General features: G+C 37.0%; 8 protein-coding genes. All 8 read right to left on the bottom strand.

What is annotated here, in order from left to right; translation table 11 throughout:
• Positions 1–322: 322 nt before the first annotated feature.
• The 8 genes from ACFSSE_RS12935 to ACFSSE_RS12970 all read right to left on the bottom strand — a co-directional run bounded on the left by ACFSSE_RS12935 (position 323) and on the right by ACFSSE_RS12970 (position 16,398).
• Complete coding sequence (locus ACFSSE_RS12935; RefSeq protein WP_379100968.1) at positions 323–4,348, bottom strand: hybrid sensor histidine kinase/response regulator transcription factor; 4,026 nt, start codon at positions 4,346–4,348, stop codon at positions 323–325.
• A gap of 244 nt (positions 4,349–4,592) precedes the next feature.
• Entirely contained in the window at positions 4,593–7,442 is a 2,850-nt protein-coding gene (locus ACFSSE_RS12940; RefSeq protein ID WP_379047237.1) for a glycosyl hydrolase 115 family protein, read from the bottom strand.
• Positions 7,443–8,534 carry an endo-1,4-beta-xylanase gene (locus ACFSSE_RS12945; RefSeq protein WP_379047240.1) on the bottom strand — a complete coding sequence of 364 codons (1,092 nt, stop codon included), beginning with the start codon at positions 8,532–8,534 and terminating at the stop codon, positions 7,443–7,445.
• 124 nt (positions 8,535–8,658) lie between these two features.
• Entirely contained in the window at positions 8,659–9,804 is a 1,146-nt protein-coding gene (locus ACFSSE_RS12950; RefSeq protein ID WP_379047243.1) for a T9SS type A sorting domain-containing protein, read from the bottom strand.
• 47 nt (positions 9,805–9,851) lie between these two features.
• Positions 9,852–11,510, bottom strand: a complete 1,659-nt coding sequence (locus ACFSSE_RS12955) for a glycoside hydrolase family 43 protein (RefSeq protein ID WP_379047246.1) — start codon at positions 11,508–11,510, stop codon at positions 9,852–9,854.
• A complete protein-coding gene (locus tag ACFSSE_RS12960; RefSeq protein ID WP_379047249.1) occupies positions 11,511–12,845 on the bottom strand; it encodes a glucuronyl esterase domain-containing protein in 1,335 nt (444 codons plus the stop codon).
• Between the two features lie 170 nt (positions 12,846–13,015).
• A complete protein-coding gene (locus ACFSSE_RS12965) occupies positions 13,016–14,614 on the bottom strand; it encodes an endo-1,4-beta-xylanase (protein WP_379047252.1) in 1,599 nt (532 codons plus the stop codon).
• A 35-nt stretch (positions 14,615–14,649) separates the two neighbouring features.
• Positions 14,650–16,398 (bottom strand): RagB/SusD family nutrient uptake outer membrane protein, encoded by a 1,749-nt coding sequence (locus tag ACFSSE_RS12970; RefSeq protein WP_379047254.1) that lies wholly within the window; start codon positions 16,396–16,398, stop codon positions 14,650–14,652.
• Position 16,399 lies beyond the last annotated feature (1 nt).

Below are 16,399 nucleotides of genomic sequence, written 5' to 3' on the forward strand. Positions count from 1 at the left end.
GTAAAAGTGAGCAACGAATTCAATAAATATACTTAATAAATTTAATCAGAAATAAATACCGGGAGAAACCAATACTCCCGATATTCTTTGATAATAACCCAACTAACTACTCATAAAAATTTCGAAACAATGATTCAGGTTTTTTTGTTTTACTAAGTAAAGGTTTAATAGATTTTTAAGGTGGCACATTTGTAAAAATTAATGTTCTATTTGTTTAAATGAGGGTTTTTGTAGTTTACTATTCTTTATCACAAGTAACAACAATCAATCTAATACGCTAAACATTTATTTTACTAATATTGCAGGTATTTTATGCAATTACTCATTTCAATTTTTCAAAATTTTTTTCGTTTCGCTTGGTATTAATATACTCAGAAGGGAGCATATTAAATTTGGCCTTAAATGCTCTGGCAAAATAATTTGGAGTTGCAAAACCAACAGAATAACCGATTTGTGATATGTTCATTTCACTTTTTTCTAATAAATTTGCAGCTTTATCTAATTTTATAGAGCGAATAAATTCCACAGGGGTTTCGCCAGTAAGTTCTAAAATTTTGGTGTACAAAGTACCTCTGCTCATCCCTATATGTTTACTTAAATCTTCTACAGAAAGCTGAGCACTTGTTAGGTTATCTTCAACATATTGGTTCACTTTATTTAATAATTTTTCATTGTCAGATTCTATTTCAACTTCTTGAGCGTCAACTTTTATCCGTTTGCTATATGCCGTCTTAAAGCTTTCGTTTAAAGTTAATAAATTGCGAATTTTAACATTCAAAATCTCGAAGTTAAATGGCTTTGACATGTATTCGTTAGCCCCTTTTTCCAAACCCAATAATTGGTCTTCTTCGCCTGCTAAAGCAGTTAAAAGTAATACCGGTATATGGCTTGTTCTTTTATCCGACTTTATTTTTTGGCAAAGCTCTATACCTGTTACGTGAGGCATACTAATATCACTTACCACCAAATCTGGATGTGCAGAAAGCACTTTTTGCCATCCATCTTTTCCGTTACTGGCCTCTATAATTTTGTAGTATTGTTTTAAATTATCTTTTAAATAAAACCTAAAGTCTTCATTGTCTTCCACCAAAAGTATCACCGGAAGATTACCCGTATTTTCAATGTTATAGCCAGGCGAGTATTTATCGTTTAAATTAAAATAAGAACTTTCTGAATACACTGCGTCTTCTTCTAAAACTAAAGTATCGTCAATTTTGCGGAAGGGAAAGTAGATAGTGAACACAGAGCCTTCATCTGCTATGCTTTCCACTTCAATATTCCCGCCATGTAACCTTACAAATTCTTTGGTTATTGATAAGCCAATACCGCTTCCTTGGTTCAGTATTTCATTTTTATTATTATTCTGGTAAAAACGGTCAAAAACCTTTTCTTTTACATCAGCTTCCATCCCAATGCCACTATCTTTCAAAGTTATTTTTAAACCACTTTCGTTAGGCATTTGGTCAATCTTAAGCATAATATCGCCATCTATTAAAGTAAATTTAAAAGCGTTTGATAGCAGGTTAAAAAGTATGCGCTCAATTTTATCGTGGTCAAAAATTGTAAAGTAAAACCTAACAGAACTTTTAAATTCAAAATTAATATGCTTCCTATCTGCCAAATCTTTAAAAGACTCTGCAACATCTTTGGAAAAAGAAACAAAATCGCCTTCGGTAGCGTTCAATTTTTGTTCTTTTAGTTTAATGTTTCTAAAATCAAGTAGTTGATTAACAAGATTTAATAAGCGACGAGCATTCCTTCGCACCATATTCAGTTGACCAGATTTTTCTGGACCAGTTTCATGCTGCAACAATTGTTCTACCGGCCCCATAATTAAAGAAATTGGGGTACGAAACTCATGGCTAATATTTGTCAAGAATTTAATTTTAAGTTGGTCAAACTCATGTTGACGTTCTGCTTCACGTCTTTCTTCTGCAATTAATTGCTGTGTTTTAATTCGTTCTTGTTCTAACGCAAATTTCGTTTCCAGTTTTTGTATTCCTAAGTATCTTATAAAAAATAAAATAGATACAATAACAAAAAGGTAAAGGGCATAAGCGTAATAGGTTAACCAAAAGGGTGGTTTTACGTAAATTTTAATTGTGGTTATTGGTGAATTCCATTCACCTGCATCACTTGACGCTCTTACTTTAAAAGTATATTCTCCGGGATATAAATTGGTGTAAACTGCCGTATTTATTGCTCCAACACTATTCCAGTCTTTATCAAAACCTTCTAGCTTATAGAAATACCTGTTCTCTTGCGGAGATGTATAATTGAGCGCCGCAAAACTTAATGAGAAATTCTGTTTGTAATCTAGATTTATTTCTTTCGCTACGGAAATATCTTCGGCTATTTGCCCTTCTTCAGAAGGTTTTATACTTTGATTAGATATTTTTAAATCTGTGAGTACCACAAAAGGGACATTTTTATTGGTATATAGTTGTGAAGGGTTGAAATAATTAAAGCCATCGGTTCCTCCAAAAAATAATCTACCGTCGGCCAGTTTTAAGCCTGATCCAGAAACAAACGGACTTTGTTGAATACCGTTATGATGAAAATAGTTTTTAAATTTCTTGCTTTGAGGATCAAAACTACTTATCCCACGGTTGGTGCTTACCCAAATTTTGCCAGCGTTATCCTCCAAGATTTTATAAATCACTCCATTTGCTATACCCGCCTGTTCGGAATAAGTAGCAAGCTTATTCGTTTTTTGGTTATAGAGACTTAGACCTCCGCCCACGGTACCAATGTAAACCAAACCGTCTTGTGTACAGTAAATACTGGTAACATTGTCATTTGGTAAAATACCGTTTGCTTTAGAAAACAGTTTTGATTTGCCGCTAACCGGATCATAGATTGCCACGCCAGACCCACTAGTACCTATCCAAATTTTTCCTTCGCTGTCTTCCTCAATGGCTCTTATATAACCGTTTATATCTATTTTTTGACTTCCTTTACCATTTTTATTAAAATGGAGAAATTCTTTATTCGATAAATCGTAGCAATCAACACCTTCGCCATTAGTGCCTACCCAAACGTTTCCACGACTATCTTTTCTAATACAGAAAATATCATTTCCGTTCAAATGCTCTGAGCCTAATCCTTTTTTAATCTGCCTGCTTTGCCCAGTTTCGGTGTTATAAATAAACAGTCCTTGCAAATATGTTCCAATCCAAATATCAGAACCCACCTTCTCCATTGCAAGTATTGAAAGTTTTTCATCCCCTTGCTTGGAAAGAGGAATTTGCTTAAAAATCCTATTTGGAATATTAAACAAGCTCAATCCGCCGCCATCTGTAGCTACGTAAACGTCTTTTTCTGTTGCTTGCACAAAAGACGTTACCACTGGTGCGTTTAATCCGTAAGGATCATACATGTTACTTTCTACTAAGTTAAAAAACGCTAAATTTTTATCGTACTTATTTACTCCACTTCTAAAAGTTGACACCCAATAAATGCCTTGTTTATCTATTAAAAGACCTTTGACAGCTTTTCCTCTTAAACTGTAATTATTACGCCCGTTGCGACCAATACGTACTACCCTTCTTGTTGCTGGATCAACAATATTTAAACCTTCTTCAGTTCCTACCCAAATTTTACCATCTTGCTCCCCGGCTATCGCATAAATAATATCACTACTCAGCGTATTTTTATCTAAATAACTAAACTTGTAATTGATAAAGCCTTTCCTATCAGACCGAAGCATGCTTAAACCGTTATTTGTACCCACCCAAATGTTAGCTTTGTTGTCTTCGTAAATTGCTTTAACAGAGTTATCAACTAAGTCTGCTGGGTTATTTCTGGAGTGTGCGTATTTAATAAAAGCTTTACGTTCACTTACATACATCAACAAACCGCTATCTGTGCCCAGCCATATCTGATTTCGCTTATCCCTAAACACCTTCAGTACAGATTCTTCTGTTAAATGCTTTTGACTTTTATCATTTATAATAAGGCGTTCTATTTTTTTTGTTTGTGGATTTAGGATAAAAATTCCATCGTACGAGGCAACCCAAATCATCCCAGAAGCATCACTACTTAATGAAGTGATAAACAGGGTTCTTCCTGCTGTATAATCTATAAATGAATCTAATTTACGATTGTACAACATCAAACTTGATGTAGTAGCTACCCACAAATTACCTCTTTCATCTTCATATAAATCCGATACTTCATTTGCAGATAGGCTGGTAGAGTCCTTAGCCGTATGGCGATAAACTGTAAAATGCTTTCCATCAAATTTATTTAGTCCATCAGCTGTTGCAAACCACACAAAACCATAACGATCTTTAAGCATGGCATTTACCGTATTTGAAGATAGTCCCTCTTTGGTGCTAATGTTCATGAAATTTAGATTAATCTCATCTGCAGAGCCATCAAAAGTATTGATGAGGAGCACAACAAAGAGGAATATAATTTTAAACATTTTCATGAAAAATCCTTTACGATTGTTATAAATATCCGTATTGAAAAGATATTTATAACAGATTCACTAATGGTGAACCTGTTAGCTAATTAAGAAGTTATTTATAACAGCTTTTTGGTTCTAATTGATGATTGTAATTTACCAAAATCATTTTAAATAAACTTTAATTGCTTTTATTTTTTTGGTACGGTGGAGGTCCTAAATAACTGGTTGCAAGTCCACCGTTATCAATAATTATTTTCTGTAAAACCACACCAGGGTCAACAAACCAAAATTTGAGTTGATGTTTACCTGTGGTTGTAAAAGTGTGAACAAAATATTTTTCTCTGATGCTGTTACCCACTGCTTTTTCCCAGGCTTGCAAATTCTCGTTTTCATGAATGTTGATGATTTTTGGGCTTTCTTTATCCCAAGATGTTGCGAAGCGTAATCCACCTTTATCTAAAAAATCTAAACTCGGCGAAAGCAAAAACTTAACTGTTACTTTTCCGGTGTTCTGTACGTTTATCTCGTAAGTCAAAAAATGCGAAGGCGTTTCTTCTTTCTTTAAACTTTGCGTTATCGGAATATGTGTGACGCCGGATTTTGTACGTCCGTAATGAGGTAAAACCTCCCAGTTTTTTATTGGGTTTGCACTTGTAAATTCATCAGCTTCTAAAGCCAAATATGAGTCTTTAGCTAAGAAATTAGGTTGTGATTCGAGTTGATTTGACGCTTTGTTAACTATAGCGTCAATCATTAAGGTTTTTCCTGCTCCCGCAATGCTTATCGAAACTTTATGTGAGCCAACAGGAATGTTATCCCAATCTGGTTGTAACAAGATGCGTTCTTGCTTTTCTATTTTTCCGCCTTCATTACTCAGTTTAAACCATGCTTGGTTGGCGCTAATTTTAAAATCAAACGCTTGTTTTCCTTTATTAAAAATCTCGATGTACCGTTTCTGATTGTTTGCATCAAATTGTAAAACACCGGCTTTATCTGCGGAAATTTCCAACACACTTCCTTCTACCGCTAAACCCATTTCTGCCTTTTGTGGAATACTAATAGATTCCACTTTTGGCATCATATCGCCATCGGGTTGGTTCCACCCAGTGTATCCAATGTGCGTTTGGTCCATCATGTGATTCCATTTTCCGCCAGCAGTTTCTTTGTTATACATAAATGAAATCGCTTGGTCTTTATCAAAAAGTTCTTGTGCTTTTTTGGCGAGGTCGTTTGTTGCTGTTCTTCCTTGTTTGGCGTACCACCGGTTTTTAGCGACTGTAAAATATAGTTCGTTAAGGTTCGCACAAGCCAAAACCGGATGCAACACCAACTGAAAATAAGCGTCGTGGTATTCTTTTGGCAATTCGTCCTCAATTTTTTGAGCTTTGGCGAGTAAGGCATTATATTCTTCAACCACAGTTTCAAACTCCCGATAATTTACCAAACTATAAGTATTTGACGATAACATCTCGGGTTTACGCCTGCCGTTAAAATTGCTGTAGTCCGTTATAATCTCAGCAATTTGTTTTGCATATTCTCTTCCAAATTGTTGTTCTACCCAATCACAAGTGTATTGCTGTAAATTATCAGCGGTCCATTTTTTAGGGTCGAGTGCATAATCCAAAAAAAACTCTGTTGGAAATTCCATTGGTTTTAAATCGCCCACGTTTACAATCCAAATTTTATCTGCACCATATTCATAAGCCAAATTCATCTGCTCCCTAATTTTCGAGATTGGATTGGTGTTTAACCATTTGTAGCTTCGTGGGCCACCCACATAATCAAAATGATAGTAAATTCCGTAACCGCCTTTTCTTGGTTTGGCATCTAAAGCAGGTAATTTTCGGATGTTTCCCCAATTGTCATCGCATAAAAGCAAGGTTACATCATCGGGTACACGCATCCCTTTATCGTAATAATCCTGCACTTCCTTATATAAAGCCCACAATTGCGGAGTTTCTGATGCAGGTTTTTTGGTTACATCCGCAATTATTTCTCTTTGGTCTTTTACAATTCTTTCTAGCAATACTGTTGCCGTTCCTTCCGTCATTGGCTCATCGCCATCTCCTCGCATTCCTATGGTTACAATACTTTCCTTAATGCCCATGTTTTTGATGCCATTGCGCCAAAAATCCTTCAAAACGGTTTCATTAGTTTGGTAATTCCACTCGCCTTTGCCAAACAGTTTCCACTCTTGTTGCGCTCTTTGCATAGGTTCATGGTGCGAAGTTCCTATCACAATTCCGTATTCATCGGCTAAAACCGGATTGAGTTTATCGTCAAAGTTGAAAGCATTTCCCCACATGGCCGGCCAAAGGTAGTTGCCTTTTAAACGTAGTATAAGTTCAAAAACCCGCTCATAAAATTGATGGTTTAAACCTCCGAATTTTTCAAATGCCCAGCCTTTTAATGCGGGAGCCTCATCATTCAAAAATATCCCACGATACTTAACTGCGGGCTCTTTGAATAAGTGTTTCCCTTCCGAAACGTAAATTTGCCCATGTTTTTTTACCGGAACATCTGCCCACCAGTTCCAAGGCGAAACCCCCATTTGTGCCGACAAAGTGTAAAGCCCGAAAATGGTTCCCCGTTTATCGCTTCCTGCAATCACTAAAGCACTCGGCACACCCGGAAAAGGATTGTTTACCACTTGCGTGATGGAGCTTTCCCACTTTCCTTTTACTCCATTTATATCGATTTTTTTTAGCCGAATGAGCTCATCAATTATTTTACTATGACCGATAGTCCCTACAATTACTACCGAACCTTTGGCTTTTTTAATATCGCTTAACCAAACAGGCTGTTTACCAGAAACCTGTTTTAAATCCTCAGCAAAACTTTTAAAAGCCCGGCTCACACCCGCCCATTCGTTTTCACTGATGTATAATGAAGGGATTTTACCGTTTTCATTCAACGGGAACGCTCCATTTTTTTTAGCGAAAGAAACATAGAAATCAGTCTCTACCGCTTTTGCACTATTTGTGGGAAATAAAAGAGTTAAAAATATACTTGCAAAAAAAATTTTCATTTATTTAAAATTTACGACTTCCCAGAAAGCCTTTTTCGGTTTAAAATCAGCATCAAATAACAATGGATAATTTTTTCTACCCTGTACCGGATAAGTATCTAGCCAGCTGTAACGGTCGGATAAATTCCAAAAAGTAACGCCTGTAATGCTTTTACTGTTTGCTCTAAAAATTCTAAAAACTTTGGCGTATTGTTCCACTTGTTTTTGCTCTAATTCTGGTGTAAGTGCATCAGATTCTCCCGGGCGTTTGGCTCTGCGTTCTTTTTCCCAAGGGTAAATGGACATGTCCAATTCTGTGATTTGAACATCCAAATCAAGTGATGCATATTGTTCTATCGCGTTGGTTAAATCTGCTTCTGAAGGTTCAAAAATTGACCAATGTGCTTGGATACCCACACCATTTATCGGCACTTTTGCATCTACCAGTTTTTTTACCAAACGATGAATTCGCTCAACTTTTCCTGGGCGCACAGCATTGTAATCATTGTAAAATAGTTTTGCATTTGGGTCGGCCTCGTGAGCATATTCAAAAGCTTTTATGATAAAGTCCTCGCCACAGATTTTGTACCATAACGAATTTCTTAAAAACTTGGAAGGGTCATCATCAATGGCTTCGTTAACCACATCCCAAGCATAAATTTTTCCTTTGTACCGATTAACGACCGTAAAGATATGGTCTTTCATACGTTGTAAAAGCACTTCTTTAGTCACTTCATTTCCGTTGGCGTCTTTAAAAAGCCAATCAGGAGTTTGCTCATGCCAAACCAAAGCATGTCCGCGTACTTTAAGGTTATTTTTGGTAGCGAAAGAAACGATGGAATCCGCATCTTTCCAATAGTAATAGTTTTTGCGAGGATGAATAGGTCCCATTTTCATGGCATTTTCTGGAGTTATACTTTGGTAATGTTTACGAATAAAATCGGCGGAAGCTCCGCTTAAATCGCGAGGAGCAACGGCAACTCCCATCGGGAAATAGGGTTTGTAATAGTCTTTTAAACCTTTGTTTTCATTTCTCTCATTTTTTTGAACAGAACATGATGAGAACATCAGTAAAAGCAATAGAAATAAGGAGTAGTGATTGAAATTTTTCATTTTGAATAAGTAGTTTGTTTTGTATTGTTTTGCCTTTATCTAATCTCTCTGGATTTATTTTGTAATGATTTGAGAAGAAAAAATGGATAGCATACACATGAATGCTATCCACCTAAATCCTCATCTATTTTATAACTAACCTTAAATTTTGATTCAATTCTTTACCGCTAAGCTGTACGATATATAGCCCCGGCATAACATTTCCGTTTAGAATTACCAAGTGATTTGATACCCCTGAGTTTGCGTCAACCGTTTCGGATTGAACAACTTTACCCTCGCTAGAGATTATTTTCAAACTAACTCGGTTTTGATGTAGAGAATTAAGCTGTAATGAAAATTGAGTGGTTGATGGATTTGGATAAATTAAGCTAACCGCCTGTTGCAAGTCAAAATTTACCGCTTTAACACCGTAATCTGTCCCTACACCATCATTATCGTATTGAATCAATTTGTAGTAATTTGTTCCTGATGCTGGATTTTTATCTTCAGTAGCATATTTTGATGCTTTATTAACGGAAAGTACACTAGCTAGCAATGTAAAATCAACTCCGTTTGTAGATTTTAGCACTTCAAACCGGTTACTGTTGTTTTCTGAGCTCGTTTCCCAACTTAAGTTTACTGATGTATTACTAATTGAAGCGTTATATGCTGATAGCGTTACTGGTAGGGTCGCTACATCTTCAATCGTTATATTATCCACAAGTGTTGTCCCTGCGTTAGCTCCAAACTGAACTTTAAGTCTTCCGTTATTTAGGGTAGTGGTATTCATCACAAAATTAAATGACTCAAAAGTCCAGATTGCTGCCGCTGTACTAATGTCAATCTGCTGTGTTGTGGCGAAACCTGTACCGTCAGAGTTTTCTATTGCTACTCTAAATGTATGACTAGCTGAATTTTGGTAGTAAAATGAAACTCTATAAGTTACGCCGTTTGTTAAAGCAGTGGTTAAATTTTGGCTATTAATAGCTTGAAGCGTACTAGGAGTGTTAAATGTGGCATCGTTTGGAGTTACGGCTTTAGCATAAAAAGTCCCGTTTTGAGCAGTTGGGGAAGCGGTTTCTCGATATAAAATATCTTGTACTGGAGTGGAATTACCAGTATTTATTCTTGCCCATGAACCACCGTTTAAACTGCTCCCAGGCCCAGTATTTGATCCGTCCTCAAAAGATGGGCTGGTTGTTAATAAATTTTGCGCACCGGCCTTTAGTGTTGTAAAAGCTGTTGCAAATCCTATCGCAACAATTAAAGCTTTAGTAAAGTTTTTCTTCATCTCTTTTAATTTAATATTGGGTTAATATTTGAGTTGATATTGAATCCTTATTTATCATGACCACTGTATTCTAAATAATTAAAAGTTGCTTTATTTGAAGAATCTTCCCCGACTGATGTAGCATAAACTCCGAATAAAGTTCCCACGAATCCGCCTGCCATGCTTGTGCTTAAAAATTTGCCGTCCACATCATCTTCTAAAAGCATCCATTTATTCTTTTTCTCCGAATAGTAAAAAGCGTATTTATCCTTATTTGCTGTTATTTTCAGTTGTAAGTTTTTGGAATTCTTTTTTAAAGTTTCGGAAGTCATTAATTCCATCTTGTTTGCTGATGGCGTTGCTTTATAAAGTTCCACTACATCTTTTCCGTTTTTTGAAGATTTGCAGATGTAGTAATAATGGTCTTGGTTATGAAAAGCCACCAAGCCAGCTTTCTCGTTCTCCTTTTCGGTTTTAAAATTCATTTGTGTAGCGACGGTTGATTTCATGTGTTGTTGCCTTCTGCCGACAAATGCTGGGTTACCGTATTCAGAGCAAGTAGTAGCCAGCAAATTCATGGTTATTTTACCTTTATTAAGTTTGTACCATGAAGAATCATGGGTTCTTAAAAAAAGAAAGTTGTTGTTAAACAGGTTTTCAAACTTATAGCGATAATTAAAATTACCGTTTAAGGGTGTTTGACCTTTCAATTGGATTTCAGGATAATTAACCGGATAGGAATATTGCACTTCTTCAAAACCTGGATTGATAACCGGCCAGTCATTTGTCCATTTTACAGGTGCAATAAAAGTCTCTCTACCGGTATTATAAAAGTTGCCTTCGTAAGGCCTAACCGCTAGAAATACCGCATAGTCATTGCCATCTGGACCTTTAAAAAGTTGTGCATGACCAGTAGAAGTTATGGGCTTTTCTCTATTTGCGTCTAAATTTCTTTGTGTTAAAATCGGGTTGTTTTCATAAGGAATAAATGGCCCAGTTGCGTTTTTGCTCCTAAAAATAACTTGCGAATGATTAACTGATGTACCTCCCTCAGCCGCTGATAAATAGTAAAATCCGTTCCTTTTAAATATATGTGGCCCTTCTATCCAAACTGGTTTTTCTGCAAGGTTAACTCCTCCGTTCACAATTTGGATTTCTTTACCAATTGTTTTTAAATTTTCTTTATCAAACTCGTACATTCTAATTGTTCGATGCCCTTGATATAGCGGTTTATTATCCGGAGCATCACTGTTGTAAACGATGTAAGTTTTTTCCTCATCAAAAAACAAGGAAGGATCTATTCCTCTAACATTTGGGATTAACACCGGGTTGCTCCATGGTCCAGCCGGATTAGTCGCTGTTATCACAAAATTACCATCATTGTCAATATCTGTACAAGTGATGTAAAAAATTCCTTTATGGTAATTGATTGCGGGTGCAAATAATCCTCGGGAAACCTCCTCACCTAAAAAATCCATTTGCGATGGACGCTCGATTCCGTTTCCAATCTGCTTCCAGTTGATTAAATCTTTACTGTGCATAATCGGAATGCCAGGGAAGTAAACAAATGTGGAATTGACCAAATAATAATCATCGTTAACCCTAACAATGCTTGGGTCTGGATAAAAACCCGGCAAAATTGGATTAGTTAATTTGGTTTGCGCAAAAGAAACGCTTGCAAAAAGTAATATGAATAGGATAAACTTGAATTTTATTTGATTGATCATTTAAAAATATTTTTTAGCGAATTGTATAAAGTAACTCCAGTTTGGTGCAGCGGTATGCCCTCCAATATGTTGCCTAAAGGCGATATCTCCATTTAAAAAAGTTTCTATCTCTGGGAATTTTGTTGTGTCTAAATCTTGCTTTCCCAACAATTTATAAACTGGTCCAGCGTGGACTGCTCCTAAAAACATTCCAACGTCATCCACCCAACTGCCCTCCACTTTTGGCGAACCACAACTAATAAATACTGGTCTTGGAGCACATAAGGCAATTAATTCATGAGCATCTACAGGCATATCGTTTGGGGTTAATGGTCCAGCGTATTTGATGTAATTACCAGCCATCCAATGGTATTCGCTAGATGAAGCCACGTTTTCCACTTGTTCTCCGTAAACTCTTCTTGCTATTTTTGCTCCACCTTGCCCGGAAGAAGCAATAAAGCCAATTGCAAAACGCTGATCAAAAGCCATGGTTACCAATGCTGCTTTCCCGTAACGGGACACCCCTTCAATTCCTACTTTTTTAGCATCAACAGAGGGGTCGGTTTCAAAATAGTCTAAAGCTTTGCTTGCCCCCCAGGCCCATGCTTTTAAAGCACCCCAGTCATCAACTTTTCTGGCTTGCCCTTTGTTGCTTAAACCTATAATCCCTTCTTTTAAACCAGCTCCGTTATCCGCCTGAATGGTGTTGGGATAAATAATGGCGTATCCCCAACCCTCGTTAATTAATTGTTGTTTCCAATCTGGTGGAGAGTTTGCGGGCCTTTCTGGTCTGTTAAAATTTGCAGGAAATTTAAAGCCAAACTCCATTATTACCGGTACCGCAACTTTTGCATTGGCCGGGGTTGTGAGTGTAAGTTCAATATTTACCTCTATAGTCGGAAAGCTTGAATTATCAACCCGACCAATTAATTGTTTGGTAATTACTAGTATTTCGCCTTCAAAACCTTTCGTTTCTGAAACTATTTCCCAAATTACTTTGGGTAAATTTTTTGGCGTTCTGCCGTAAATTTCTCTATCGAAATCTTCCACTATTTGTGGTCGACGTTTATCCCACCAAACTTCTGCGGTGTTTACAGGTTCGCCATTATTTAATGTAAGCGGATCCGGCAGACTGGCGTAAGGTGTAGCTTTTGACTCATCAACATTGGCTACGTTTTCTGCGGTGGGGCTACCGGAAGGCCCGGGTCTTAAGGATTCTATACCTAGAAGATTTAGCATTTGTTGATAATCAATTTGGTTGAAATGATTAATACTATCTCTGCTGCTTTTAAATGTTTGAGCGCTAGCGCTGCTTAGATAAAAAATTACCTGAATAAAAATTAAAAGCTTTCTCATTTCATTGATCTTTATACACTTACGGACAAAGGAACTTAATTGATGAAATTACAGATTGGCAATAGACTGTGAAAACATACAAGGTTCAAATTTTGATGCTGGCTTTAAAAAAGCGATAGGTAAACAAACCTATCGCTATTAGAAATTTATCTCAATTGCTGTCAAGGAGTTTACTTAACACTTTTTAAAGCTTGCAAAACACCAGCAAAAGCCGGTTTCTTAGTATAATCTGCATTAAATAAAAGTGCAAACTCTGGTCTAGTAGCTGTATTTAACCACCCTCTAGGGTCATCAACTCCCCAAAACGTAATACCAGCCCTTTGTGCAGCTGGCACATACTTAACATATTGATCTACCACAAACTTGTACATCTCTGCTTGTAATGCAAGTGAAAACTCTGTTGGCGTAAATGTGGTTGCATTTGCAACATTAATTCTCACATCTAATTCGGTTATTTTAACTTTCAAACCTGTAGCACCCAACTTTCTAAGGGAATTTATAATTCCTGCTCTTGAAGAGTTGACGTTGATGTGCATTTGTGTGCCAATACCATCAATTGGAACTCCTTGCGCCCTTAATCTAGTGACTAAAGCAATAGTAGAGTCAACTTTTACTTGGTTGCCTTGTTCTAAGTTATAATCATTAATGTAAAGCTCGGCAGTTGCATCTGCTTCCCTAGCATATTTAAAAGCATTACCAATATAATCTTTACCTAAAACCGCAAACCAGTGGTAAGTGTTACCTGTATTTGCACCAGTACGTAGTTTGCCGTCATCGGCCAATACTTCATTAACCACGTCCCAGCTTTTAACACCTCTTGTCTTGTAACGGTTAATCATTCCTTGCACATAGGCTTTCATGGCGGCATCAACCCTAACTTTTACTTGTCCTAAATCTACTGCTGGTGCAGGAGTTGCATCTACAAAAGAAGCATCATCAATAAAGTAAGTATTTGCAACAGCTCCTAAATCTAGTAACACTCTTGTTTCTGAGGTATTTGCAGCAAACTCGTAACTTACCAATTGCCAATCAGTCCCTATAGTTTGATCTCCTTGATACTGGGCTGTTGGGCCTGTAGAAACTCTCATTCTACCGCCTGGTGCTGTAGCTTTGATATAAAATGAAAATTTATACCTCACACCAATAGTTGTTGGCATTAAATCACTAGCCATCTGAACGTTGAACTGTTGTCCGGCTGCAGCCACCACTGCTTTTAATGATCTAGAACCAGTTCTAACTTCGCCACCAGTACCCGCAGAAAATGAAGCAGCACCATTGTATTTTGACCAATTTGTAAAATCAACACCCGTACCTAATTCAAAACCTGGATTTTTTAGTAAATTAACTACAACTGGTGCCGGGCTACCGCCCAAACTATTAAGGTAAGACACGTTTGCTTGTGAATGCCAAACCAACGTATGCCCATGTATAGCTAGGCCTGCGCTTTGTGCAGCCGCTGCTAATGCATCCGCATTAGTAAAGTTAAATGTCCCATCATCTCTTACAATACTTCCATATTTCATAGAATTTTCAAAAGTGATAATAGTACCGTTTTGCGAAACAGCGTCTCTGTATGCTGCATTATTTGAAAATGCAGGATTATCAACGGCAAAACCGATTTGAAAAGGCGATGCTGCTTTTAAAGTTCCTTCCGTATCTGTAAAGTTTCCTTTATTTAAACTATTAAACTCTACATCTGGCTTACAAGATGTTACCGCTACCGCTATAAAAGACAGGATAACGATACATTGGATTGATATTTTTTTCATTTTATTTTTTTTATCGATAAGAACCAATTATTAACTTAGTTATAACCATCATTCTGAGGGTATTTTGGACCACTAGTCACCAAATCAATTTGTCTTTGTGGTATCGGTCTCAGGATATGAAAATCTTGGATATTTGGAGCTGCTTGTTCGTTATATGTTTTAACCCTTTGAATTAAACTTTTGGTACGGGCTAAATCCCACCATCTTAAATGTTCGCCATAAAACTCGCGAGTACGTTCATTTAAAATAAAATCTAAAGTGACATCTGCAGCAGTAATCTGATTTGCTAATGCGGCGGCGGCATTTTGCACAGCTGTTCTTGTTGTGCTAAAAGCAGCTCTTCTTCTTAAAACATTTATCATATCCGCAGCTCTGCTATTATTGTTTGATTTGTGATAAGCCTCTGCTGCTATTAAATAAACATCTGCAAATCTAAACATCACAAATGGGCGGGTTGAAGGGTCATTTACTCCAGGTCGGCTTGGGTCATCATATTTTTTCATTGATGGAAAAAAAACATTGGTGTAAGCATTAGCCCCATTAGCTCCAGTTGGCGTAAAAATCACACCCTTAAAAGCAGTTCTTCTCGCAGCAGTTACCTCAAAAGGTGGCATCCATATAGCAGTATCAACTCCAACAGTTAATGTACCTCTAGGAGTAGTTATACCTGCAGTGTTAGCTCTCCATACGGTTTGAAAAGTTTTATCATAACGAGTATCATTAGTTCTATTATTAAATGCTGTGTTGATTACATAATTGGTATTAGGACGCATTCTGATAAATGGGCGACCATTGGCAACGTCCCTTGTCATTACAGCAGCGCCTCCGCTTGCTGGGTAATTTGCATTTACGGTTGGATAGTTTGGACGCTGGAAGTAAGCAGTTCCGTTAATTCTACCGCCCGAAGCACCAGGTTGAAACTCGCCAAATCTTGGGTCGTTATTATAATCAACTACAAATAGTGTTTCTTTACCATACTCATTGCCGGGTTTATGGGCATCTGCATAATCTTCCCATAAATCTACGCCGTAACTTGCTTTATTATCAATTAAAGTTTGAGCGGTTGAAGCAGCCATCTGAAAATCTGTTGGCTGCGCCACATCAGAAAAACCTCTAGTTGAATAAACCTTAGCTAACAAATACATAGCAGTGGCTCTAGTGGCTGCTTTACCTAAAAATGGCGCTGTAGGTACATTTTGCAACTCTGTAGAAGCCTCTGTTAAATCTTTGATAATAAAGTTGTAAATATCAGCCCTTGGAGAAGGTGCGGCCGCCGTTGTTGGGATAGTAATAAACGATGTGTTTAGTGGGATATTACCAAAAGTAATTAACAAATTATAATATAAAAACGCTCGCATAAACTTAGCTTGCGCTAAAGCCTGTGTTTTTTCTAAATCTGTTGGGAAACTTGCAGCTGGACCAAATTGTAAAACACCATTTAAAGTGTTGATATCTTGGTATGAAAGCTGAAATGTTGGTGCATAATCGTTTGACAAACTAGCGAGGTTAGTATAGATCATTGTATTTGTTGATCCTCCAGCGCTAGCACCAGCTAACACTTCATCAGTACCTCCTTGTGTTTGAATAGAAAAACCTTCTGTTCCCCACAAAAATCGCATATCAGAATAAGCACCTGTAATACCTGCAACAATACCTGCAGGAGATGCTAAATAATCTTGACTAAGAGCTGTTCTTTGCTCTTCTACTAGTAATTTTTTACAGCTAGAAACACTTAACGTTGCTAATGCTGTTGTAACAATGAATATTTTATTATATAATTTCATA

It is taken from the genome of Pedobacter alpinus (genome assembly GCF_042684645.1).
Lineage (GTDB): Bacteria > Bacteroidota > Bacteroidia > Sphingobacteriales > Sphingobacteriaceae > Pseudopedobacter > Pseudopedobacter alpinus.